Origin of the sequence: Thauera butanivorans NBRC 103042, assembly GCF_001591165.1 — a bacterium.
Taxonomy (GTDB): Bacteria; Pseudomonadota; Gammaproteobacteria; order Burkholderiales; family Rhodocyclaceae; genus Thauera; species Thauera butanivorans.
Genome location: NZ_BCUG01000015.1, coordinates 40,636 through 64,193 on the forward strand (window position 1 = coordinate 40,636; position 23,558 = coordinate 64,193).

Genomic DNA, 23,558 nt, shown 5'->3' on the forward strand with positions numbered 1-23,558 from the left:
CGGGGACAGCATGGCGGGGAACGGACTCGTGTCACGCAGCTTGTCGCGCATGCGGCAACTGATGAGCGGCCGCAGCACACGGCAGGTGGAACCCACCGAGCGCGATCTCGAAAGGATTCGCAGCCAGCTCCATGAATGTGCGGAAGGCCGCGGCGGTGAAATCTCGACGCGCCAGCGCGCCGCGCGCCTGGCCGAAGCCTATCTTCGCCTGGACGACGGCGGACGCCGGGCGATCCTGCGCATGATCGCGCTGGAGTTCGGGCCGGACCCGGCGCGCATCGAAGCCGCCCACCGCGCCTACCAGGCCGCGGTCGGCACGCCCGCGCAATGGGATGCCGAGGCCCAGCTGCGCGCCGCGATGCGCTCGAGCCGGCTGCGCATCCTGACCCAGTTCAACGCCATTCCGCAGGGCGTCAAGTTCCTCGTCGACCTGCGCGCCGACCTGCTTCGCTTCGTCGCCGACGATCCGCTGCTCAAGCCGCTCGACCGCGAACTCGAAGCCCGGCTGTCGGCCTGGTTCGACGTCGGCTTCCTCGAACTGCAGCGCATCACCTGGACCTCGCCCGCCGCACTGCTCGAAAAGCTGGTGCAGTACGAAGCGGTGCACGAGATCCGCTCGTGGCAAGACCTCAAGAACCGCCTGGACTCCGACCGCCGCTGCTATGCCTTCTTCCATCCGCGGATGCCGCTCGAGCCGCTGATCTTCGTCCAGGTCGCGCTGCTGGAAGAACTCGCCGACGACGTCCAGCGCCTGCTCGACATCGAGGCGCCATTGGCCGACGCCAGCAAGGCCACCACCGCGATCTTCTATTCGATCAGCGCCACCCAGACCGGCCTGCGCGGCGTGTCCTTCGGCAACTTCCTGCTCAAGCGCGTGGTCGAGGATCTGCAGCGTGACTTTCCGCGCCTGGATACCTTCGCCACGCTGTCGCCCATCCCCGGCCTGTTGCGCTGGATCCAGCGCAATCCACAGGAACTGGCGGAAGCCTTCACTGCGGCAGACTGGAAACGCCTCGCCGCCGTCGGCGTCGAAAGCCCGGATTCGCCGCTGTTCGCCGAACTGCTCGAAGGCCGCAGCGACTGGTCGTCCGAACCCCGGCTCGCCCAGGCGCTGCGCGAGCCGCTGCTGCGCATCGCCGCCCGCTACCTGCTGAACGCCAAGCGCGACGGCAAGCCGGTCGATGCCGTGGCACGCTTCCACCTCGGCAACGGTGCCCGCGTCGAACGCCTGAACTGGCTGGCCGACACCTCGCCGAAGGGGCTCGCGCAATCCTGGGGCCTGATGGTCAACTATCTGTACGATCCCGACCGCATCGAAACCAACCTCGAAGCCTTCGCCAGCGAAGGCCGTGTCGACGCTTCGGCCACGGTCAAGCGCCAGGCGAAGCGCTGAACCATGGCCGCGGCACGCCACCTCGTGACTCCTGCATCACACGGCAGCACTGGACGATCCTGATGTTCCTTCGTTTCCGACACGCTTCGATCCGTTTCCGCCTGCTGCTGGCAAGCACCACGGTACAGATGGTGCTGCTGAGCCTGCTGCTGGCCAACAGCGTGCGCCTGATGAACAACGCAGCGTCGGCCAGCCTGGACACCACCATCAGCCAGAACTCCAGCATGCTGCACGCGATGGCCACGACCTACGGCGAACAGCAGCGCTACGGCGAGTTGCAGGACATCCTGGGCGAACTGCTGCTCGGCGCGAACGAGGGCCTGGTCTATGTCCGCATCGTCGCCCCCGACCAGACACCGCTGGTCAGCGCAGGCCGCCCCGACATCGACGCCCTGCCCGAGCCCACGGTGATCCGCACCGGCTTCTTCGAAGGCGTGCTCGGCAACGAGATCGTGCATGTGCGCCACCCCCTGCTGCTGCCGCGCAACGAAGTCGGCCTGCTGCAGTTCGGCGTATCGGTGTCCGGCCTGGCGGCGGCCCGCCGCGCGATCACCGAGCAAGGCCTGGCGATCGCCTTGTCCGAGATCGTGCTGACCTTCCTGCTGCTGTCGACCATCGGCTACCTGCTCACCCGCAACCTCGGGCAGCTGCTCGCCGGCAGCAAGGCGATCGCCGACGGCCATCTCGAGCACCGGGTGCCGTCCAAAGGCCATGACGAACTGTCCGTCATCTCGCGCCACTTCAACATCATGGCGGCCACGCTGCAGCGCCGCGTGGCCGAACTGCAGGACACCGCGACCCGGCTCAGGATCAGCGAGGAACGCCATGCCCTGGCGATGCGCGGCGCCAACGACGGCCTGTGGGACTGGGACATTCCCGCCGGCACGGCCTACTACTCCGACCGTTTCTGCGAAATCCTCGGCCTGCCGTCCGGCGGCCTCGCCAGTTCCCCGGAAGCCTTTCTCGACTACATCCACCCCGACGAACTGACTGAATACCGCGAGCGCATGATCGAGCATCTGAAAGGCGACAGCGCGCAGTTCATGATGGAACACCGCGTCCGCCTGCCCGACGGCAACTACCGCTGGGTGCTGACCCGCGGCGTCGCCCGCCGCAGCAACACGCCCCGCATCTCGCGCATGGCCGGCTCGATCAGCGACATCGACATGCGCAAGCGGGCGGAAGAGCAGCTCATCCACGACGCCCTGCACGACGGCCTGACGGGGCTGCCGAACCGGGCACTGTTCATCGAGCACGTCAACCACGCGCTCGCCCAGCGCCGGCGCGACAGCGACGACATGATCGCGGTCGTCGCCATCAACCTCGAACGCTTCAGCCTGGTGAACGACAGCTACGGCCATGCCGTCGGCGACGAACTGCTGCGCCGCGCCGCCGCCCACATCAAGGCTTCGCTGCGGGAAGGGGATGTGGCGGCGCGCGTCGGCGGCGACCAGTTCGCCGTGCTGCTGAAGGACCTGGCGAGCTCGGCCGACGCGTTGCGCATCAGCGAGACGCTCATTGCGCTGCCGTCGTTCGCGGTACCGACGGCCGACCGCATCCTGCACCCCCGCTGCCGGATCGGCATCGCCCTGAGCGAAGCCGAGGGCGAGGATGCCCAGGCCTTGCTGCGCGACGCCGACAACGCCCTGCACAAGGCACGCCAGAGCGATACCTCGCCGATCGAGTTCTTCCACGCCTCGATGCACACCCAGGCCGTCCGCGCCCTGCAGCTCGAATCCGATCTGCGCTGGGCGCTCGCCCATGGCGGCCTGGCCGTTCATTACCAGCCGATCGTCGCCCTTTCCGACCGCCGGACCGCGAGCTTCGAAGCGCTGGTGCGCTGGCCCCATGCGACGCATGGCCTGCTGGCACCATCCGAATTCATCCCGCTCGCCGAAACCCTGGACCTGATCCACGATCTGGGCATGGAAGTCCTGCGCATCGCCTGCGCGGACATGCGCAACTGGAAGAACCGCCCCGAAAGCCTTCGCGCACGCGTCAGCGTCAACCTTTCCGCCCGCCAGCTGGCCCGCCCGGCGCTCGCCACCGAACTGCTGGCGATCGTCGACCGCAACGGCCTGCCGCACGACCAGGTCCGCTTCGAAGTCACCGAAAGCCTGCTTGCCCGCCCCGACAGTCCCGCCACCCGCAGCCTGCGGGAATTGCGCAACGCCGGCATCGAGATCCTGATCGACGACTTCGGTACCGGTTATTCCACCCTGAGCTATCTGCACACGATGCCCTGCAACCAGGTCAAGCTCGACGGTTCCTTCGTCAGTTCGATCACCGAGGATCATCGCCTGCAGGCCATCGTCCGGCGCAGCATCGAACTCGCCCACGACCTCGGCATGACCGTCGTCGCCGAATGCATCGAGGACGCGCGCCAGTTCGAAGTCCTGCGGGAACTGGGTTGCGACTACGGGCAAGGTTATTACTTCTCCCATCCGCTGAACCGGGACCAGACCCTGCAATGGCTGGAACAGGAATCAGCGAAGGCCAGCACCTGATGAAGAACAGACTCGCAGCCGGGCTCACGGCCTTCGCCGCCGCCCTCGTCCTGCATGCCGGCCCGGCCGCCGCGGACATCGAGAGCGTCACCTTCTCGGGCTTCGGCACCCTGGGCGTCGTCAGATCGGATGCCGCCGACCTCCAGTTCGTCCGCGTGGGCACCGAAGCACCGGGCTCCGGCAGGCTCAACTTCGGCTCCGACTCGGTTCTCGGCGTGCAGGGCAACTTCGGCTTCGGCAACGGCACCGAAGCCGTCGTCCAGGTGCTGGCCCGGCACACGCCGAAGCACGACTATATCCCCCGCGCCGCGCTGGCTTTCATCAGCTTCGCGCCCTCGCCGGAGTTCACCCTGCGTGCCGGGCGGCTGCGTGTGCCGGCCTTCATGCTGTCGGATTCGCTCGACGTCAATTACGCGCATTCCTGGGTACGCCCGCCGGTGGAGGTGTACGCGCTCAATCCCTTTGCCGACCTAGACGGCATCGACCTCCTTTACCGCACCCGGATCGCGGATGTGGACCTCGAGCTGCACCCCTACTTCGGGCGCAGCCGCGTCGACATCGCCCACTACGGCCATGCCTCGCTGTCGCGGCTGCGGGGCCTGAACATCGGGCTCTCCAAAGGGCCGCTCACGCTCCATCTCGGCTATTCGCGCGCACGCCTGGACCTGCGCTGGGGCGACCCCGAATTCGATCGCCTGCAGCACGCCCTGGGCGCTTTCCCGCAGGGCAGGCTGATGCTGGCCGAAATGCAGGGCAACGGCGCCTCCGCCTCCTTCACCTCCGCCGGCTTCCACTGGGACGACAACCGCTGGCAGCTGATCGGCGAATACGCGGTGCGCCGCACTTCGGCCTTCGTGAACAGCGCTTCCGGCTGGCATCTGACGATCGGCCGGCACGTCGGCGCCACCACGCCCTATCTCAGGTTCGCCCGCAACCGGCAGAGCAGCCCGATCGTCAGCCGGAACCTGAGCATGGGCCTGCCGGAGATCGATGCCTTCAACGCGTCGCGCAACAACGGCCAGCGCAGCATCGGCGCCGGCCTGCGCTGGGATCTGCATCCGAACGCCGCCATGAAGGTCGAGCTGGCACGCAGCCGCATCGAGAACGACGGATGGGGAGCGTTCTACCCACGGGGAGACATCCTTTCCACCCGCGTCAGCGGCCGCACGGTCAACACCTTGAGTCTGTCGATCGATGTGGTCTTCTGATCGCTTCGGCTCCCCATCGTGCTGGATCGCCCTGCTGGTGGTCCTGCTCGCCCTGGGCGCGCACCCGGCACACGCGGAGGAAGTGCTGATCGTCACCGCACGCACGGGCACGGTCGAGACCCTGAGCCGCGACGAAGCCGAACAGCTCTACCTGGGGCGCCGCGCCACCCTGGCCACCCGCATCTCCATGCTGCTGGACCTGCCGCCCGGCAGGACGCGAGACCATTTCTACCGCACGCTCACGGACAAGAATCCCAGCCAGATCCGCGCCTACTGGTCGCGCATGGTGTTCACCGGACGCGCGCTGCCGCCAAAGGAAGCCGCCGACGCCGGCGATGCGCGCCGCCTCCTGCTCGAGAACCCCAGCGCCATCGGCTATCTGCCCGGGCGCTACGCCGACGACCCGGAGCTCCGCATCCTGCTTCGCCTGGAATAGGCCTGAGCCGCCATGCACCCGGGGAACGCGGTCAGCCGCCACGGCACAATGGTGCCACCGCGGCGAGGTTGATACACTCCGCGTTTTTGCGCCCGGCTCCGCCGCGGCAGCCATTTCCGTGATCAGAATCGAAGGACTCGGCAAGACCTATCGCGTCGAAGGGCGGGAGGTCAGCGCGCTGGACGGCATCGACCTCGAAATAGCCAAGGGCGAAATCTTCGGCATCATCGGCCGCTCAGGCGCCGGCAAGAGCACGCTGCTGCGCAGCCTGAACCTGCTCGAACGGCCGAGTTCCGGCCGCGTGCTGATCGACGGCGAGGACATCACCGGCTTCGACCGCCAGCGCCTGCATGCGCTGCGCCAGCGCATCGGCATGATCTTCCAGCATTTCAACCTGCTCAACGCCAAGACCGTGGCGGCCAACATCGACTGGCCGCTGCGCTGCACCAGCAGCCTGACCGCCGCCCAGCGCGCCGAACGCGTGGCCGAACTGCTGGCCCTGGTCGGGCTCAGCGAGCACGCCGGCAAGTACCCCGCGCAGCTGTCCGGCGGCCAGAAGCAACGCGTCGGCATCGCGCGGGCGCTGGCCAGCCGGCCGCAACTGCTGCTGTGCGACGAAGCGACCTCGGCGCTCGACCCCGAAACCACCCAGTCCATCCTGCGCCTGCTGCTCGACATCAACCGCCGGCTCGGCCTCACGATCGTGCTGATCACCCACGAGATGCAGGTCATCCGCACATTGTGCGACCGCGTCGCGGTCATCGACGGCGGCCGCATCGTCGAAAGCGGCAAGGTCGCGGACGTCTTCCTGCACCCGCGGCATCCGGTCACCCGCAGCATGGTGGCACAAGACGATCCGCTGACCGCGGCGATGCTCGACCCCGCCCACGCCTTCGCCCAGGACAAGCTGCGCGGCACCCTGGTGCGCCTGACCTACGTCGGCGACATCACCTACCAGCCTGTCCTGAGCGACATCATGGCCGCCAGCACAGTGCGCTTCACGATCCTGCAGGGCGAAGTGTCGAGCATCAAGGAGCTGCCTTTCGGCCAGTTGCTGCTCGAACTCGAAGGCAGCGACGAGGACGTCCGCCGGGTGTTCGCCGAACTGGACCGGCACCACATCCATCACGAGGTACTGCAATGATCGACCTGTCGATGATCGAGTGGGGCAGCATCGAATGGGGCGACATCGCGTTCGCCACCTGGGAAACCCTGGTGATGACCGGCGTGTCGCTGTTCTTCACCGTGCTGATCGGCCTGCCGCTCGGCATCCTGCTGTTCGTCACCTCGCAGGGGCAGTTGCTGGAACAGCGCGCGCTGTACCGGGTGCTGTCCTTCATCGCCAACGTGCTGCGCTCGGTACCCTTCCTGATCCTGCTGATCGTGATGATCCCGGTGACGGTGATCCTGATCGGCACTTCGCTCGGCGTCGAAGGCGCGATCCCGCCGCTGGTGGTGGCCACCGCCCCCTTCTTCGCCCGCCTGGTGGAAAACGTGCTGCGCGAAATCGACCGCGGCGTCATCGAGGCCTGTCAGGCGATGGGCATCCGCACCCACCGCATCATCTTCGGCGCCTTGCTGCCCGAAGCCCTGCCCGGCCTCCTCGCCGCGACCACGGTGACCGCCATCACCCTGATATCCTACGCGGCGATGTCCGGCGTGATCGGCGGCGGCGGCCTCGGCGACCTCGCCATCCGTTTCGGCTACCAGCGCTTCCAGACCGAAGTGATGGTGATCACCGTCGCCCTGCTGGTGGTGCTGGTACAGCTCATCCAGTACGCCGGCGACCGCCTCGTGCTGCATTTCAGCCGCAAATAACAGACTGGACCTTTCAACCCCGGAGCCCCACATGTCCTTCACCCTTCGCAAACTGCTGTGCGCCGCCGCCCTCGCCTTCACCGCCTCCGCGCAGGCTGCGGACAAGCTGGTCATCGCCGCCACGCCGGTGCCGCACGCCGAACTGCTCGAGTTCGTCAAGCCGATGCTGGCCAGGGAAGGCGTGGACCTCGAAGTGAAAGTCTTCACCGACTACGTGCAGCCGTCGATGCAAACCAACGAGAAGCGGGTGGACGGCAACTTCTTCCTGCACGGCCCCTACCTCGACGAGTTCAAGAAGAAGCAGAAGAACGACATCCAGGTCGTCGTCACGAAGGTGCACGTCGAACCCTTCGCCGGCTACTCGTCCAAGCACAAGACCATCGCCGACCTGCCCGAAGGCGGCACCGTCGCGCTGCCGAACGACCCTTCCAACTCCGGCCGTGCCCTGCTGCTGCTGGCCAGGCAGGGCCTGATCACGCTGAAGGACCCGAGCAACGTCGTCGCCACCACCCGCGACATCACCAGCAATCCGAAGAAGCTCAAGTTCCGCGAACTGGAAGCCGCCACGCTGCCGCGCATCCTCAATCAGGTCGACCTGGCGCTGATCAACACCAACTACGCGATGCAGGCCAAGCTGAACCCGATCACCGATTCGCTGTTCATCGAGGACGCCAGCTCGCCCTACGCCAACCTGCTGGTGGGCCGCGAGGACAATGCCGGCAGCCCGGCGATGAAGAAGCTGGCGGCGGCGCTGACCTCGCCCGAAGTCAGGCAGTTCATCGCCGACAAGTACCAGGGCGCGGTCGTGCCGGCCTTCTGATCCTTGCGATGGCACGGCCCTCGGCCAAGGGGGCCGTGCTTTCGTAAAGCACAAATCTTCATATCGAATTCGGTTTTTATTATTTTTTGCCCGATTACGGCACTTGTAGACTCCCCAGCCATTACTTGCTGGAGTCATCATCATGCCGTTCCCGGCTTTTTCCCGGCCCCTGCCGAGCCTTTCCGGCAGGGCCGCCACGGGCCTTCCCCCTTCTTCCCCGCCCACCGTCGGCCCGGCTACCGGATTGCCCGGTGAATCCACCGGCCGCTCCGCCTCCAGCGCCGGCCGAAGTCCCCACACGCTCGTGGCGGCACGCTGATGTCCGCCGCCAAGACCTTTCGCGTGCTGCCGGGCTTCAACCTGACGCTCGGCTACACCCTCGGCTACCTGTCGCTGATCGTGCTGATTCCGCTCGCCGCAGTGTTCCTGAAGACCGCCGAGCTGAGCTTCGGCGAATTCTGGAACGTCGTCACCGCGCCGCGCGTCGTCGCTTCGTACAAGCTGTCCTTCGGCATGTCGCTGCTCGCCGCCGCGATCAACGCGGTGTTCGGGCTGATGCTGGCCTGGGCGCTGGTGCGCTACACCTTCCCCGGCAAGAAGCTGATCGACGCCCTGGTGGACCTGCCTTTCGCCCTGCCCACCGCGGTGGCCGGCATCTCACTGACCGCGCTGTATGCCAAGAACGGCTGGCTCGGCCAGTACCTCGACGTGCTCGGCATCCAGGTGGCCTTCAAACCGCTGGGCGTACTGGTGGCGCTGGTGTTCATCGGCCTGCCCTTCGTCGTGCGCACCGTGCAGCCGATCCTCGAAGACCTCGACACCGAACTGGAAGAAGCCGCCACCAGCCTCGGCGCCCGGCGCTGGCAGACCTTCCGCCACGTCATCCTGCCGATCCTGCTGCCGGCGCTGATGACCGGCTTCGCCCTCGCCTTCGCCCGCGCGGTGGGTGAATACGGCTCGGTGATCTTCATCGCCGGCAACATCCCGATGGTGTCCGAGATCACTCCGCTGATGATCATCACCAAGCTGGAGCAATACGACTACACCGGCGCCACGGCCATCGCCACCGTGATGCTGATCCTGTCCTTCATCCTGCTGCTCGTCATCAACGGCCTGCAGGCATGGACGGCGAAACGTACCGGGAGGGACCGCTGATGGCCGCCGCCACCACGATGCACCTGGGCGGCGACCAGGCCGCCCGCTTCGAGAGCCGCGCCGCCACGCGCGAGACGCCGCTGGTGAAATGGCTGATCCTGGGCACCGCGCTGAGCTTCTTCGCCGTGTTCCTGCTGATGCCGCTGATCGCGGTGTTCGTCGAGGCGCTGCGCAAGGGCTGGGAAACCTACGCCACCGCGCTGGTCGATCCGGACGCGCTGTCGGCCCTGCGCCTGACCCTGCTCGCGGCCGCCATCGCGCTGCCGCTGAACCTGGTGTTCGGCGTCAGCGCGGCCTGGGCGATCGCCAAGTTCGAGTTCCGCGGCAAGCACTTCCTGATCACGCTGATCGACCTGCCGTTCTCGGTGTCGCCGGTCATCGCCGGCCTGATCTACGTGCTGGTGTTCGGCGCCCAGGGCTGGTTCGGGCCGTGGCTGTCGGAGCACGACATCAAGATCATCTTCGCCGTGCCGGGCATCGTGCTCGCCACCGTGTTCGTCACCTTCCCCTTCATCGCCCGCGAGCTGATTCCGCTGATGCAGGCGCAGGGCAAGGAAGAGGAGGAAGCGGCGATCGTGCTCGGCGCCAACGGCCTGCAGACCTTCTGGCACGTGACCCTGCCCAACATCAAGTGGGGCTTGCTGTACGGCGTGATCCTGACCAACGCGCGGGCGATGGGCGAGTTCGGCGCGGTGTCGGTGGTGTCCGGCCACATCCGCGGCGAGACCAACACCCTGCCGCTGCACGTCGAGATTCTCTACAACGAATACCAGTTCGCCGCCGCCTTCGCGGTGGCCTCGCTGCTGGCCCTGCTGGCGCTGGTGACCCTGGGCATCAAGACCTGGGTCGAACACCGCGCCGCCGCAGCCTGGCGCAATTCACAGGACGACGCATCATGAGCATCCAGGTACGCAACATCCGCAAGCAGTTCGGCGCCTTCACCGCGCTGGACGACATCTCGCTCGACTTCCCGACCGGCGAACTGGTCGCCCTGCTCGGCCCCTCGGGCTGCGGCAAGACCACGCTGCTGCGCATCATCGCCGGCCTCGAACAGGCCGACGGCGGCCAGGTGCTGCTCGATGGCGAGGACGCCTCGGACACCCACGTGCGCGACCGCCAGGTCGGCTTCGTGTTCCAGCACTACGCGCTGTTCCGCCACATGACGGTGTTCGACAACGTCGCCTTCGGCATCCGCATGAAGCCGCGCCGCGAGCGGCCGTCCGAGAAGCAGATCGCCGACAAGGTGCACGAGCTGCTGAACCTGGTGCAGCTCGACTGGCTGGCCGACCGCTTCCCGTCGCAGCTGTCCGGCGGCCAGCGCCAGCGCATCGCGCTGGCCCGCGCGCTGGCGGTCGAGCCGCGGGTGCTGCTGCTCGACGAGCCTTTCGGCGCGCTCGACGCCAAGGTGCGCAAGGAACTGCGGCGCTGGCTGCGCAAGCTGCACGACGACCTGCACATCACCTCGATCTTCGTCACCCACGACCAGGAAGAGGCGCTGGAAGTCGCCGACCGCGTGGTGCTGATGAACCACGGCCACGTCGAACAGATCGGCACCCCGGAGGAGGTCTACCGCCACCCGGCCACGCCCTTCGTCTATGGCTTCCTCGGTGCGGTCAACTTCTTCCACGGCCGCGTTGAAGGCGAGGGCCTGCGCGTCGGCGACGATCACCTGCTCCATGCCGCGGACGATTTCGGCCAGGGCGCGGAAGTGATCGCCTTCGCCCGACCACACGAGCTGGACATCGCCGTCGGCGCCGACGCGAACCAGGGCATCCCCGCCCGGGTCAGCCGCGTGCTGTCCTTCGGCGTCACCGCGCGCGTCGAGCTCGACGGCCTGAACGGCGCCACCGGCCAGCATTTCGAGGTCGAGCTCACCCGCGAGCGCGCCGCCGAGCTCGCGCTGGAAGAAGGACAGGCCGTCCGCCTGCTACCCTCCCGCCTCAGCATCTTCGAACAAGGGCATGCGGCGAATGCCGCGGCGGCGGGAGCCCGGAAATGAACTTCCAGCAGTTGCGCATCATCCGCGAGACGGTGAGGCGCGGTTTCAACCTGACCGAGGTGGCGAACGCGCTGTTCACCTCGCAGTCGGGCGTGTCGAAACACATCAAGGACCTGGAGGACGAGCTCGGTGTCGAGCTGTTCACCCGCAAGGGCAAGCGCCTGCTCGGCCTCACCGCGCCGGGCAAGGAGCTGGTGGTGGTGGTCGAGCGCATGCTGCTCGACGCCGCCAACATCAAGCGCCTGGCCGAGCAGTACAGCAACGTCGATGAAGGCCAGTTGACGGTCGCCACCACCCACACCCAGGCACGCTATGCGCTGCCGAAGATCGTCGCCGCCTTCAAGCAGGCTTTTCCCAAGGTCCATTTGCGGCTGCACCAGGGCAGTCCGGACGAGATCGTACAGATGCTGCTCGACGGCGAAGCCGACGTCGGCGTCGCCACCGAAGCACTCGCCGAGGTGCCGGAACTCGCCACCTTCCCGTATTACGGCTGGCAGCACGCGGTGGTGGTGCCGGCGGGCCATCCCCTCGAAGCCGTCCGGCCGCTGACGCTGGAGGCGATCGCCGGATACCCGGTCATCACCTACCACGAAGGCTTCACCGGCCGCACCCGCATCGACAAGACTTTCACCGGTGCCGGGCTGAAACCCGAAGTGGTGATGTCCGCGCTCGACGCCGACGTGATCAAGACCTACGTCGAACTCGGGCTGGGCGTGGGCATCCTGGCCTCGATGGCCTTCAGCCCGGAACGCGACCCCGGCCTGCGCAAGCTCGACAGCGACGGGCTGTTCGCCGAGAACATCACCCGCATCGCGGTCCGCCGCGGCCACTACCTGCGCGGCTTCGCCTATCGCTTCATCGAGCTGTGCTCGCCTGAACTGACCGAGGCCGTCGTCGCCAACACGGTCAGCAGCACCGGCGCATAGCCCCGCTGCGCGGCGATCGCCGCCGCGCAGAACGGCTTCCCTGCCTTCGCAGCCGGCCAGTTCCACCCCTCTGCGCGGCATCGATTCGCGCGATCTCCCACCTCTCGAAGCCCCTTTTCTGCAGCTTCGCGCAGCGCCGCAAACCGCTTTTCCGCTGCCCTTCGGCACCGCCTTCATCGACAGGATTGACTCTCCCCAGCAATGCGTGATGTAATGCGAATCGTTATTATTGATGCAAGCACAAAATGCATTCCCGACAGGATGAGGGTCCGGCGCCAGCCGATCGGTTCCAGCCCGGCGATCCAGCGCGCGTGTCAGCCTGGCCGCAATCCGCCGGCACGCCCCTGCCGTCCGATGTACTGCTTGCCGGACGGAACGCGGTGACCATCGTGCATCTGGGCGTGCATTACGTGCTGCGCGCAACACGTTCCGGGAAGCTGATCCTCACCAAATGAATCGCCGACCTTCAGGCGGAATCGAGCAGCGAGGCTAGAATATGTACGTCTGTGTGTGTAACGCCGTCACCGAACGCCACATCGTCGCCGCCGTGCGCGAGGGTGCAACGACCCTGCGCCATCTGCGCCGGGATCTGGGCGTGACGGCCGAATGCGGACGCTGTGCACGCTGCGCGCACGATTGTCTGCGTTCGGCGCTGGCGGAACACAACAGTACGTCCGAAGCGAGCACCCCCATGTTCGCCCGGCCCATGTTCCCGCTTGCCCTGGAGGCCGTATGAAAGGCGACAAGAAAGTCATTCAGTACCTCAACCGTCAACTCACCATCGAACTGACCGCGATCAACCAGTACTTCCTGCATGCCCGCATGTACAAGAATTGGGGCTTCGGCCGGCTCGGAAAGCACGAGTACGACGAATCCATCGAAGAAATGAAGCACGCCGACATGCTCATCGAGCGCGTGCTTTTCCTCGAAGGCCTGCCCAACCTGCAGAACCTCGACAAGTTGCTGATCGGCGAGAACGTGCCCGAATGCCTGCAGGGCGACCTCACTCTCGAGCTCGGCGGCCGTGCCAACCTCATCGAAGCCATCCAGTACTGCGAGTCCTGTAAGGACTACGTGTCGCGCGAGCTGTTCGAACACATCCTCGACGACACAGAAGAACACATCGACTACCTGGAAACCCAACTCGGCCTGGTCGACAGCGTGGGTCTGCAGAACTACCTGCAATCGCAGATGGAGCCGCAGGCATCCTGAGCCCCAAGACTGAATTCGCCTGACGGCATGCGCCCTGCGGGGCGCATTTTTTCCTACTGATGACTTCCGCTGCCCCAGCTCTCACGTTGCCACTCTACCCGCCTCCCGATCCGCTCACGCTTCGACAAGAAGCCGCTGATACGCCGGCGGGATCCTCATTGGCCACACCCCACGTCTCATACGGCAGCAGCGTCCAGCGCATCGGTCTGGCGAGCCTGGTCGTCATCGCCCACCTGGCCGGCATGGCGGGCATCGCGCACCTGGCGAACCGTCCCGTCGACGTACCCGAACTCACCAGCATCGCCGTCGCGCTGATCCCCGCCGAGCCGGCCATCGAACAGACCGCCCCGGCGCCGGTCGAGACGCCGCCTCCGCCCGAGCCGGTGAAACCGGAGGTCAAGCCGCCTCCGCCGCCGAAGGAAATTCCCAAACCCAAGCCGAAACCCAAGCCCAAGCCCAAGCCCAAACCGGTGCCCAAGGTGACGGAATCGCCCACTGCGGTGACCCAGGAAGAAGCACCGCCCGAACCCAGTCCGCCCGAAACCACCGCAGTCCCCGACGCTGCACCGAGCGCACCAGTCGCGGCCGTGCCGGTGAGTCCGGCGCCGCCTGGCCCTCCCACCGGCGGGCCGGTCACCGGCGCGCGTTTCGACGCCGACTACCTCAACAACCCGAAACCGTCTTACCCGCCGCTGTCGCGCCGGCTGCGCGAGGAAGGCCAGGTCATGCTGCGCGTGCTGGTCTCGGTCGACGGCATGCCGAGCCGCATCGAAGTGCGCACCAGCTCGGGCTCCGAACGCCTCGATCGCGCCGCCGAGCAGGCCGTGAGCCGCTGGCGCTTCGTGCCCGCCAAACGCGGCGACACACCGGTCGAGGCCTGGGTGCTGGTACCGATCGTCTTCAAACTTACTGGAAACTGAAACAATGGAAGCAACGCAAGCCTTCGGCATCGCTCATCTGTGGGAGCAGTCCGACCTCGTAATCCGTGGCATCGCTGTGATCCTGATGCTGATGTCGATCGCGAGTTGGTATCTGATTCTGGTGCGCGGCCTGCGCCAGTTGCGCGCCCGCCGCCAGGTGGGCGCAATCGAAGCCTTCTGGGCTGCCCCGAACCTCGACGCCGGCCTGAAGCGGCTCAGCGAACTGGCCCCCGATTCGTCCTTCGAAGCCCTCGCCCAGCAGGGCGCGGCCGCAGCACAGCACATCCGCCGCCATGCCGGCAACGACACGCTGGGCAGCAAGCTCGATGCCGACGAAGTCCTGACCCGTTCCCTGCGCAAATCGATCGCATTGTCGACCGCCGGCCTGGAGTCGGGCATGACCGTGCTGGCCTCGATCGGCTCCACCGCGCCTTTCGTCGGCCTGTTCGGCACCGTGTGGGGCATCTACCATGCGCTGGTCAACATCAGCGCCTCGGGCATGGCGACGCTGGACAAGGTTGCCGGTCCGGTCGGCGAAGCGCTGATCATGACCGCCTTCGGCCTCTTCGTCGCAATCCCGGCAGTGCTGGCCTACAACGCCGTCACCCGCGCCAACCGCGTCGAACTGTCCGAACTCGATGCCTTCGCCCACGACCTGCAGGCCTGGTTCTCGACCGGCGCCCGCATCGCCCCGGTGAGCGTGGCCCATACCGCCAAGGATCGCTCGACGGCTCCGGCGGCGAGCGCCACGCCGGCCAACGGAGCAGCGTAAATGGCATTCGGCGGCTTCAACAACGGGGACAGCCGTCCCCTGCAAAGCGAAATCAACATGGTCCCGCTGATCGACGTCATGCTGGTGCTGCTGATCGTGTTCATGATCACCGCACCGCTGCTGACGCACTCGGTCAAGATCGACCTGCCCCAGGCGTCGAGCCAACCCAACGAGGAAAAGCCCGAAACCGTGTCGCTGGCGATCAACGGCGAAGGCCAGCTGTTCTGGAACAACGAACCGCTCGACGACGTTGCGCTGCCGCTGCGCCTGCAGGCGGCAGCCGAGCAGAAACCCCAGCCCGAGCTGCACCTGCGGGCGGACCGCGAGACGCGCTACCAGAAGTTGGCGGAAGTCATGTCACAGGCGCGCGAGGCCGGCATCGAGAAGATGGGCTTCATCACCCTGCCGGAAAGCGAAGCCGCCGAATGAGCGGCCGAGCGGCACCCAAAGGCAGCACGAAAACCCGGGCCGCGCGATGCGGCCCGACGCACGTCCGGCGCCGGCACACTCAGGTGCGCTTGCTGCGCACCCGGATGATCACGTCGAGGTGCTCCAGCTCGACGCCCTCGGGCAGGCGCGGCACGCCGACGACCTTCAGTTCATCGGCGGCGACGTCGCGCACTTCACCGGTATCGACGTCGTACAGGTGGTAATGCGGGTCGGTGTTCGAATCGAACACCACCCGGTCCGGATCGATGATCAGTTCGCGTACCAAGTTCTTCTCGCGGAACAGGCGCAGCGTATTGTAGACCGTGGCACGCGAAGTCTCGGGCGCATTGACGCGCACCCGCTCCAGCACCTGGTCGGCGGACAGATGGACCGGGCGCGCGAACAGCACGCGCGCAATCTCGATGCGCTGCTGGGTGATCGGAACGCCGACGCTGCGCAGGCAGGCGATCGCATCTTCGGTGGTGTGAACGTTCATGTCTCTCTCTGGGCCTCAGGCCTCGATCTTGTCATCGGGACGGCACCACGCACCGTGGTGCCGTCCCTGCAAAAACCCCGGCCGTTCCGCCGCAGCGGAACGGCCGGGCCATATCAAGCCGCCCCTTACTTCCAGGGATCCGGCTTCGGCGTGTCGTTGGACGACGGCGGCAGCAGCGGCATCACGAAGGTCGGCTGGTCGCCGGTCAGCGTCTTCAGGAAGGCGACGATGTCGGAGATCTCCTGCTCGCTGTACTTGCGGCCCAGTTGCAGGCGGCCCATGATGTCGACCGCCTCTTCCAGCGTCGCGGCTTCGCCGTCGTGGAAGTAGGGATAGGTCAGTTCCACGTTGCGCAGCGTCGGCACCTTGAAGTTCATGCGGTCTTCGTCCTTGCCGGTGACCGCGGCGCGGCCTTCGGCCGGGTTGTTGGTCTTGTACGGCTCGAACAGGCCCATCTTCTGGAACGAGGTGCCGCCCACGGCCGGGCCGTTGTGGCAGGCCACGCAGCCGCTTTCCTTGAACAGGCCGTAGCCGGCCAGCTCGCGGTCGGTCAGCGCCTTGTCGTCACCCTTCAGCCACTGGTCGAACGGCGAATTCGGCGTCACCAGGGTTTCCTCGAAGGCCGCGATCGCCTGCGTGATCTTGTCGATGTTGATCGCCGCGGAGCCGAACACCGACTTGAACTCGGACACATAGCCCGGAATCGAGCGCAGCGTATCGACCGCCAGATCGTGGGTGAAGGCCATTTCGCCCGGGTTGGCGATCGGGCCGCCCGCCTGCTCCTTCAGGTCGGCCGCACGGCCGTCCCAGAACTGCGCCACGGCCAGGCTGGAATTCAGCACGGTGGGCGAGTTGATCGGGCCCTGCTGCCACTTGTCGCCGATCGAGGTCTTCAGATTGTCGCTGCCGCCCATCGACAGGTTGTGGCAGGAATTACAGGAAATGAAGCCCGAGCGCGACAGGCGCGGATCGAAATACAGCTTCTTGCCCAGTTCGACCATCGCCGGATTGACGACCTTGGCCGGCTCGATCGGCTGGATCGGTTCTTCGCGGACCGTCGCGGCCCATGCGGAACCGGCCACGGCGAGTGCGGAAGCGACCGCGATTGCCTTGATTCTCATGTTGATTCTCCTTGTGCGCTTGAAAGTGTCCTGCCGCCATTTTTAGACGGCGTCTAAATTTCAAAGCCATTAGACCCAGCTCTTCCGGACCGTTTATTGACCGGCGTCAAGAAACATTCACTTGCAACGGTCGCCTGTCACGCCGCGGCTGCAATTCGATACACGCCGACACAGGCCAGTCACTATGCTTGGCAGCGTCCAATCCTGGCCGCCGGTCGCAGTACCGCCATTCCGGGCCAAACCCACCCCATTCCCACCCCATTCCGAACCACTGAACGACGCAAACGATGACCGCCCCACCCTCCCGCCCGAAGAAGAACCGCGCCCTGCGCACCAGCCTCATCGTGCTGGCGCTCGCCCTTGCCGGCGCCGGCACCTGGCTGGCCTGGCCACACCTGTCCGGCAGCAACGGCGCCGCAGCCTACCAGTTCGCCAGCGTGCAGCGCGGCGACATCGAGGACGTCGTCACCGCCACCGGCACGCTGCAGCCACGCGACTACGTCGATGTCGGTGCCCAGGTCTCCGGCCAGTTGAAGAAGATCCACGTCGAAGTCGGCTCGGTGGTGAAGGCGGGCGACCTGCTCGGCGAGATCGACTCCACCGTGTACCTGTCGAAAGTCGACGCCTCGCGCGCCCAGTTGCGCAACCTGCGCGCCACGCTCAAGGACCGCGAGGCGCAGCTGGCGCTGGCCCGCATCCAGCTTCGCCGCCAGCAAGCGCTGATGGCCGAGGACGCCACCACCCGGGAAAGCCTGCAGACGGCCGAAGCCAACGCCAAGTCGGCCGAAGCCTCGCTCGAAGCGCTGCGCGCCCAGATCGAGCAGAACGAATCCAGCCTGCGCGCCGACGAAGCCAACCTGCAGTACTCCAGCATCCTGTCGCCGATGAACGGCACCGTGGTGTCCATCTCCGCCCGCCAAGGCCAGACCCTGAACACCAACCAGTCGGCGCCGACCATCCTGCAGGTGGCCGACCTCACCACGATGACGGTGCAGACCCAGGTGTCGGAGGCCGACATCAGCCGGCTGCGCACCGGCATGGAAGCCTACTTCACCACGCTGGGCGGCCAGGGCAAGCGCTGGTACGGCAAGCTGGCCAAGATCGAACCCACGCCCACCGTCACCAACAACGTCGTGCTGTACAACGCGCTGTTCGACGTGCCCAACGACAACGGCGAACTGATGACGCAGATGACCGCCCAGGTCTATTTCATCGTCGCCCAGGCGCGCGACGTGCTGCAGGTGCCGCTGGGCGCGCTGAGCCAGATCCGCCCGCTGCAGCCGCAAGGCGCCGGGGCCGGCACGGCCGCTGGCGAGCGCCCGGCACCACGCATGCGGACGGCCGCCGCCGACGGCGGGGACGGCAGCGACGCCGGCCGCCCCGGCAGGCCGGATGGCCAAGGCCGCGGGCCTCGCGCCCAGACGGGCGCCGAAGCCGGCGCCGCCGGCGAGGCCTTCCGGCGCACCGGCCGAGGCCCGCGCGAAGGCGGGCAGGTCGCCGCCGGTACGCCACGCCAGGCCACGGTACGGGTGCTCAGGCCCGACAACAGCATCGAGGAGCGCATCATCACCATCGGCGTCTCCAACCGGGTCGCCGCGCAGGTGCTGTCCGGCCTCGAAGAGGGCGACCGGGTCGTGGCCGGCGCCGCGGCAGCGGGCGGGAGCCAGCCGGGCGGCAACCGCCCGCCGATGATGGGCCCGGGGCCGCGGCTGTGAAGCGCGAGAGCTTCGCCCCCGCCGGCACCCGGGCGGCAGAAGCCGCCCAGCCGCTGATCGAGCTGTCCGGCATCACGCGGGCCTTCGTCAATGGCGAGGTCGAGACGCGCGTGCTGCACGGCATCGATCTCGTCATCCATCCGGGCGAGTTCGTCGCCATCATGGGCGCCTCCGGCTCGGGCAAATCGACGCTGATGAACATCCTCGGCTGCCTCGACCGCCCCACCAGCGGCACCTACCGCTTCATGGGCCAGGACGTCTCCGGCTTCGACCGCGACGAACTCGCCCGCCTGCGGCGTGAAGCCTTCGGTTTCGTGTTCCAGAGCTACAACCTGATCGGCGGCTCCACCGCGCGCGAGAACGTCGAAGTGCCGGCAATCTACTCCGGCATGCCGCCGGCCGAACGCCACGCCCGCGCCGACGCCCTGCTCGCCGCGCTCGGCCTCGCCGAACGCGGCCACCACCGCCCCAACCAGCTCTCCGGCGGCCAGCAGCAGCGCGTCTCGATCGCCCGCGCACTGATGAACGGCGGCCGCATCATCCTCGCCGACGAACCGACCGGCGCACTCGACAGCAAGAGCGGCGAAGACGTCATGAAGCTGCTGCGGCAGCTGTCCGCCGACGGCCACACCATCATCCTCATCACCCACGCCCGCGAAGTGGCGGAACAGGCCCAGCGCGTCATCGAGATCCGCGACGGCCACGTCGTCGCCGATCCCGGCCCGCGCCTGCCCGAAGGCCCGGAACCCGACTTCAGCCCGCAGGGCGACCGCAGTTCGTCGCTGGCCGACATCGTCGAAGCCACCCGCACCGCGCTGCGCGCGCTGCGCGCCAACCTGTTCCGCACCATCCTGACCCTGCTCGGCATCGTCATCGGCGTCGCCTCGGTGATCGCCATGCTCGCCATCGGCGACGGCGCCAAGCAGAAAGTGGTCGACCAGATCAGCGCCATGGGCACCGACCTGCTGACCATCCGCCCCGGCGCACCCAACCAGCGCGGCCGCGACACCACCGCCACGCTGGTGCCCGAGGACGTGGCGGCCATCCGCGACCTGTCCAACATCCGCGCCGCGGTGCCCGAGCAGTCGAGCAGCGTCACGCTGCGCTACGGCGGCAACGACCACCGCACCCAGATCAACGGCACGTCGGAAGACTACGTCATCGCGCGCAACTGGGCCGTCGCCACCGGCACCTTCTTCAGCGCCGACGACGTCTCCCGCTACGCCACCGTCACCGTGCTCGGCCAGACCGTCGCCAAGGCCTTGTTCGTCGATGTCGATCCCGTCGGCCAGTACGTCGTGGTCAACAACATCCCCTTCCAGGTCATCGGCACCATGACCGGCAAAGGCGCCACCGCCTTCGGCCAGGATCAGGACGACGTGATCTTCATGCCCTACACCACCTCCAGCCTGCGCATCACCGGCCAGCGCTTCCTGCGCAACGTCACCGTGGCGGTGGCCGACGTCGGCCGGATCGACGACACCCAGGACGAGGTCCACGCGCTGCTGCTCAATCGCCACGGCAGGGAGGATTTCCAGATCCGCAACATGGCCTCGATCATCGACACCGTGTCGGCGACGCAGAACACCCTCACCATCCTGCTCGGCACCGTGGCGGCGATTTCGCTGCTGGTGGGCGGCATCGGCGTCATGAACATCATGCTGGTGTCGGTCACCGAGCGCACCCGCGAAATCGGCATCCGCATGGCGACCGGCGCGCGCATGAAGAACATCCTGCAGCAGTTCCTGATCGAGGCGCTGGTGGTGTCGGCCATCGGCGGTGCCATCGGCGTCGCCGCCGGGCTCGGCACTGCGGCCATCATCGCCTTCTTCGGCACCCAGGTGAAATACACCCTGCTGCCGGTCGTGCTCGCCTTCGGCTGCGCCTTCGCCACCGGCCTGGTGTTCGGCTACCTGCCGGCACGCAAGGCCGCCCGCCTGGACCCGGTCGTCGCGCTGGCCTCCGAGTGAGGACAGCACCACTTCACGCCACATTCCATCCCCGCCCATGCCCGTTCTCCACTCGCCCCGCCCTTCCAGGCTCCGCCACCTGGCGGCAGCCGCCGCGCTGATCCTGCTTGCCGGCTGCGCCATCACCGAGCCGGTCGTCAGCCCCGAGTTCGAGCTGCCTGCCGCGTGGAGCGAAGCACCCGCGCTTCCCGCCAGCGCGCAGGCCGACATTTCCAGCACCTGGTGGCAGCGCTTCGGTTCGCCGCAGCTCGACGCGCTGGTCGCCGAGGCGATGCTCTCCGCCCCGGACCTGCTGATCCAGGCCGAGCGCGTGGTCCAGGCCGAACTGGCGCTGCGCCAGGCCGGCGCCTCGCTGCTGCCATCACTGTCGCTCAGCGGCGGCAGCGGCGTGCAGAACGCCGAAGGCAAGGAATCGCAGTCGACCAACGCCGGCCTCAGCGCCCGCTACGAGATCGACCTGTGGGGCCGGCTGGCCGCCACCCGCGATGCCAGCCACGCCAGCCTGGCCGCGACCCGCTTCGACCGCGACGCCGCACGGCTGTCGATGGCGGCCAACGTCGCCACCCTGTGGTTCCAGACCCTCGCCCTCGACGAGCGCATCGACATCGCCCGCCAGAACCTGGCGATCGCCGAACGCGTGCTGAAAGTCGTCCAGGCACGCTACGACAACGGCGCCGCCTCGGCGCTGGAGCTCAGCCAGCAGCGCAGCACCGTGCTGAACCAGCGTAAGGCCATCGAACCGCTGGAAGTCACCGCGCGCCAGACCCGCTCGGCACTCGCCATCCTGCTCGGCCGCAGCCCGCAGGCCGGCTTCATCCAGGGCGAGCGGCTGGCACAGCTGCAGGTTCCGGAAGTCGCCGCCGGGCTGCCTTCGGAGCTCCTGCTGCGCCGCCCCGACCTCGCCTCCAGCGAAGCCCGGCTCGCCGCCGCCGCCGCCAACCTGGCCGCCGCCCGCGCGGCGCTGCTGCCCAGCATCAGCCTGTCGGCCGGCGCCAGTGCCGCCAGCGCCGAGCTGCTGTCGCTGTCCGGCCACAACAGCGTGCTGTCGCTGTCCGGTTCGCTGCTGCAGACCATCTTCGACGGCGGCCGCCTCGCCGCCGACGTCGACATCCAGCGTTCGCGCCAGCGCGAACTGGTCGAAACCCACCGGCAGACGGTGCTGGCCGCGCTGAAGGAAGTCGAGGACGCGCTCGCCAACGCCGTCCGCGACGCCAACCAGGAAAGCGCCCAGCGCGAAATCCTCGCCGAAGCCCAGCGCAGCCTGCGCCTGGCCGAACTGCGCTACCGCGAAGGCGCCGACGGCCTGCTGACGGTGCTGGACGCACAGCGCGCGCTGTTCTCGGCGCAGGACCAGCTGGCGCAATTGCGGCTGACAAGGCTGACGGACGCGGTTAACCTCTACCGCGTCCTGGGCGGCGGCTGGAACATGCCGGAAACGCCCGCTGCCGCCCACACCGCAGGCTGAACCGACCGATGCCCACCCCGCTGCCCAAGCTGAGCGCCATTCCGCAGGAGATCGCCGCCGTCGGCGACTACGCAGCCCAGGCCCGCGCCCGGGTGGATGACAACGCCTGGGCCTACATCGGCAGCGGCGCCGCCGACGAGATCACGTTGCGCGACAACCGCGCCGCCTTCGACCGCATCCCGCTGCACGGGCGGGTGCTGGCCGACGTGCGCGGCGGCCACACCCGGCTCGAACTGCTCGGCCACAGCCTCGCCCACCCCATCCTGCTGGCGCCGGTGGCCTACCAGAAGCTCGCCCATCCTGCCGGCGAAACCGGCACCGTACAGGCCGCCGCGGCGCTGGACGCCTGCATGGTGGTCAGCACGCTGGCGAGCTGCACGCTCGAAGACATCGCCCGCCACGCCGCCGGCCCGCTGTGGTTCCAGCTCTACGTGCAGCCCGACGCCGGCTTCAACCGCCACCTGATCGAACGTGCCGAAGCCGCCGGCTATTCGGCCCTGCTCATCACCGTCGACGCCCCGGTCGCCGGCGCGCGCAACCGCGAGCACCGCGCCGGCTTCCATCTGCCGGCCGGCATCGACGCCGCCAACCTGCGCGGCATGCCGCAGCCCGCCACGCCGCCGCTGCCGGCCGGCGGCAGCCAGGTATTCGACCGCCTGATGGCGCACGCCCCCACCTGGAAGGATCTCGACGCCCTGCGCGCCGCCACCCGCCTGCCGGTGATCCTGAAAGGCGTCATGCACCCCGACGACGCCGCACTGGCCGTCGCCGCCGGCATCGACGGCATCGTCGTCTCCAACCACGGCGGCCGCACGCTCGACACCCAGCCCGCCACCATCGACGCCCTGCCTGCCATCGCCGACCGCGTCGGCGGCGCCGTGCCGCTGCTGCTCGACGGCGGCATCCGCCGCGGCACCGACATCGTCAAGGCGATCGCCCGCGGCGCCGACGCCGTCATGATCGGCCGCGCCTGGCTGCACGCCCTCGCCGCCGCCGGCCCGCTCGGCGTCGCCCACGTGCTGCGCCTGCTGCGCGACGAGCTCGAGATCGCGATGGCGCTCACCGGCTGCGCCACGCTGGCGGACATCCGGCGCCAGGGCTGACACGCCCCGGGCTGACCGCCCGCGGGCTCAGCTTGATCCGGCGCCTTTGCGGCAACCCTGCACACACGTCCCGTACGTCCAGCAGTTCCCCTC

At 67.7% G+C, this 23,558-nt stretch carries 23 protein-coding genes; 21 read left to right on the plus strand and 2 right to left on the minus strand.

Annotated elements, in window-relative coordinates; all coding sequences use genetic code 11:
* Window positions 1-10: 10 nt before the first annotated feature.
* The 17 genes from TBU01S_RS06875 to TBU01S_RS06950 all read left to right on the plus strand — a co-directional run bounded on the left by TBU01S_RS06875 (window position 11) and on the right by TBU01S_RS06950 (window position 15,595).
* Window positions 11-1,393 (plus strand): malonyl-CoA decarboxylase, encoded by a 1,383-nt coding sequence (locus TBU01S_RS06875; protein WP_068635898.1) that lies wholly within the window; start codon window positions 11-13, stop codon window positions 1,391-1,393.
* Between the two features lie 62 nt (window positions 1,394-1,455).
* On the plus strand, window positions 1,456-3,900 hold the full coding sequence (locus TBU01S_RS06880) for an EAL domain-containing protein (RefSeq protein WP_068635899.1): 2,445 nt from the start codon (window positions 1,456-1,458) through the stop codon (window positions 3,898-3,900).
* Window positions 3,900-5,108, plus strand: coding sequence for a porin (locus tag TBU01S_RS06885; protein ID WP_068635900.1), 1,209 nt, complete (start codon window positions 3,900-3,902; stop codon window positions 5,106-5,108). The genes TBU01S_RS06880 and TBU01S_RS06885 overlap by 1 nt, the downstream gene beginning before the upstream one ends.
* On the plus strand, window positions 5,095-5,544 hold the full coding sequence (locus tag TBU01S_RS06890) for a hypothetical protein (RefSeq protein ID WP_068635901.1): 450 nt from the start codon (window positions 5,095-5,097) through the stop codon (window positions 5,542-5,544). Before TBU01S_RS06885 ends, TBU01S_RS06890 begins: the two co-directional genes overlap by 14 nt.
* 118 nt (window positions 5,545-5,662) lie before the next feature.
* Window positions 5,663-6,688, plus strand: a complete 1,026-nt coding sequence (locus tag TBU01S_RS06895) for a methionine ABC transporter ATP-binding protein (RefSeq protein WP_068635902.1) — start codon at window positions 5,663-5,665, stop codon at window positions 6,686-6,688.
* Window positions 6,685-7,362 (plus strand): methionine ABC transporter permease, encoded by a 678-nt coding sequence (locus tag TBU01S_RS06900; RefSeq protein ID WP_068635903.1) that lies wholly within the window; start codon window positions 6,685-6,687, stop codon window positions 7,360-7,362. The genes TBU01S_RS06895 and TBU01S_RS06900 overlap by 4 nt, the downstream gene beginning before the upstream one ends.
* A 31-nt stretch (window positions 7,363-7,393) precedes the next feature.
* Entirely contained in the window at window positions 7,394-8,182 is a 789-nt protein-coding gene (locus tag TBU01S_RS06905; RefSeq protein ID WP_068635904.1) for a MetQ/NlpA family ABC transporter substrate-binding protein, read from the plus strand.
* A 318-nt stretch (window positions 8,183-8,500) separates the two neighbouring features.
* Window positions 8,501-9,337 carry a sulfate ABC transporter permease subunit CysT gene (cysT, locus tag TBU01S_RS06910; RefSeq protein ID WP_068635905.1) on the plus strand — a complete coding sequence of 279 codons (837 nt, stop codon included), beginning with the start codon at window positions 8,501-8,503 and terminating at the stop codon, window positions 9,335-9,337.
* Complete coding sequence (cysW, locus tag TBU01S_RS06915) at window positions 9,337-10,236, plus strand: sulfate ABC transporter permease subunit CysW (protein ID WP_068635906.1); 900 nt, start codon at window positions 9,337-9,339, stop codon at window positions 10,234-10,236. Before cysT ends, cysW begins: the two co-directional genes overlap by 1 nt.
* Complete coding sequence (locus tag TBU01S_RS06920) at window positions 10,233-11,336, plus strand: sulfate/molybdate ABC transporter ATP-binding protein (RefSeq protein WP_068635907.1); 1,104 nt, start codon at window positions 10,233-10,235, stop codon at window positions 11,334-11,336. The genes cysW and TBU01S_RS06920 overlap by 4 nt, the downstream gene beginning before the upstream one ends.
* On the plus strand, window positions 11,333-12,262 hold the full coding sequence (locus TBU01S_RS06925; RefSeq protein ID WP_068635908.1) for a CysB family HTH-type transcriptional regulator: 930 nt from the start codon (window positions 11,333-11,335) through the stop codon (window positions 12,260-12,262). Before TBU01S_RS06920 ends, TBU01S_RS06925 begins: the two co-directional genes overlap by 4 nt.
* 311 nt (window positions 12,263-12,573) lie before the next feature.
* Window positions 12,574-12,717, plus strand: coding sequence for a hemin uptake protein HemP (locus TBU01S_RS22965; RefSeq protein WP_245650865.1), 144 nt, complete (start codon window positions 12,574-12,576; stop codon window positions 12,715-12,717).
* A 41-nt stretch (window positions 12,718-12,758) separates the two neighbouring features.
* The gene (locus TBU01S_RS06930) at window positions 12,759-12,998 is read left to right on the plus strand and encodes a (2Fe-2S)-binding protein (protein WP_068635909.1); all 240 of its coding nucleotides are present in this window, start codon (window positions 12,759-12,761) and stop codon (window positions 12,996-12,998) included.
* Window positions 12,995-13,474: a bacterioferritin gene (gene bfr, locus TBU01S_RS06935; protein ID WP_068635910.1), complete on the plus strand. Its 480-nt coding sequence runs from the start codon at window positions 12,995-12,997 to the stop codon at window positions 13,472-13,474. Before TBU01S_RS06930 ends, bfr begins: the two co-directional genes overlap by 4 nt.
* Before the next feature lie 158 nt (window positions 13,475-13,632).
* Window positions 13,633-14,394, plus strand: coding sequence for an energy transducer TonB (locus TBU01S_RS06940; RefSeq protein WP_245650866.1), 762 nt, complete (start codon window positions 13,633-13,635; stop codon window positions 14,392-14,394).
* 4 nt (window positions 14,395-14,398) lie between these two features.
* A complete protein-coding gene (locus TBU01S_RS06945; protein WP_068635912.1) occupies window positions 14,399-15,166 on the plus strand; it encodes a MotA/TolQ/ExbB proton channel family protein in 768 nt (255 codons plus the stop codon).
* On the plus strand, window positions 15,167-15,595 hold the full coding sequence (locus TBU01S_RS06950) for an ExbD/TolR family protein (protein ID WP_068635913.1): 429 nt from the start codon (window positions 15,167-15,169) through the stop codon (window positions 15,593-15,595).
* 79 nt (window positions 15,596-15,674) lie between these two features.
* Here the strand turns inward: TBU01S_RS06950 and TBU01S_RS06955 are convergent, their stop codons facing one another.
* The gene (locus TBU01S_RS06955; protein ID WP_068635914.1) at window positions 15,675-16,091 is read right to left on the minus strand and encodes a Fur family transcriptional regulator; all 417 of its coding nucleotides are present in this window, start codon (window positions 16,089-16,091) and stop codon (window positions 15,675-15,677) included.
* A gap of 125 nt (window positions 16,092-16,216) precedes the next feature.
* Entirely contained in the window at window positions 16,217-17,212 is a 996-nt protein-coding gene (locus tag TBU01S_RS06960; protein ID WP_068635915.1) for a cytochrome-c peroxidase, read from the minus strand.
* Window positions 17,213-17,499: 287 nt separating this feature from the next.
* Here TBU01S_RS06960 and TBU01S_RS06965 point away from each other — a divergent pair, with 287 nt between their 5' ends.
* The 4 genes from TBU01S_RS06965 to TBU01S_RS06980 are packed head-to-tail and all read left to right on the plus strand — an operon-like array spanning window position 17,500 to window position 23,465.
* Entirely contained in the window at window positions 17,500-18,927 is a 1,428-nt protein-coding gene (locus TBU01S_RS06965) for an efflux RND transporter periplasmic adaptor subunit (RefSeq protein ID WP_068635916.1), read from the plus strand.
* Window positions 18,924-20,897 carry a MacB family efflux pump subunit gene (locus tag TBU01S_RS06970; RefSeq protein WP_068635917.1) on the plus strand — a complete coding sequence of 658 codons (1,974 nt, stop codon included), beginning with the start codon at window positions 18,924-18,926 and terminating at the stop codon, window positions 20,895-20,897. The genes TBU01S_RS06965 and TBU01S_RS06970 overlap by 4 nt, the downstream gene beginning before the upstream one ends.
* A gap of 37 nt (window positions 20,898-20,934) precedes the next feature.
* Window positions 20,935-22,362 carry an efflux transporter outer membrane subunit gene (locus TBU01S_RS06975; protein ID WP_068635918.1) on the plus strand — a complete coding sequence of 476 codons (1,428 nt, stop codon included), beginning with the start codon at window positions 20,935-20,937 and terminating at the stop codon, window positions 22,360-22,362.
* Between the two features lie 8 nt (window positions 22,363-22,370).
* The gene (locus tag TBU01S_RS06980; RefSeq protein ID WP_068635919.1) at window positions 22,371-23,465 is read left to right on the plus strand and encodes an alpha-hydroxy acid oxidase; all 1,095 of its coding nucleotides are present in this window, start codon (window positions 22,371-22,373) and stop codon (window positions 23,463-23,465) included.
* The last annotated feature ends 93 nt before the right edge of the window (window positions 23,466-23,558 follow it).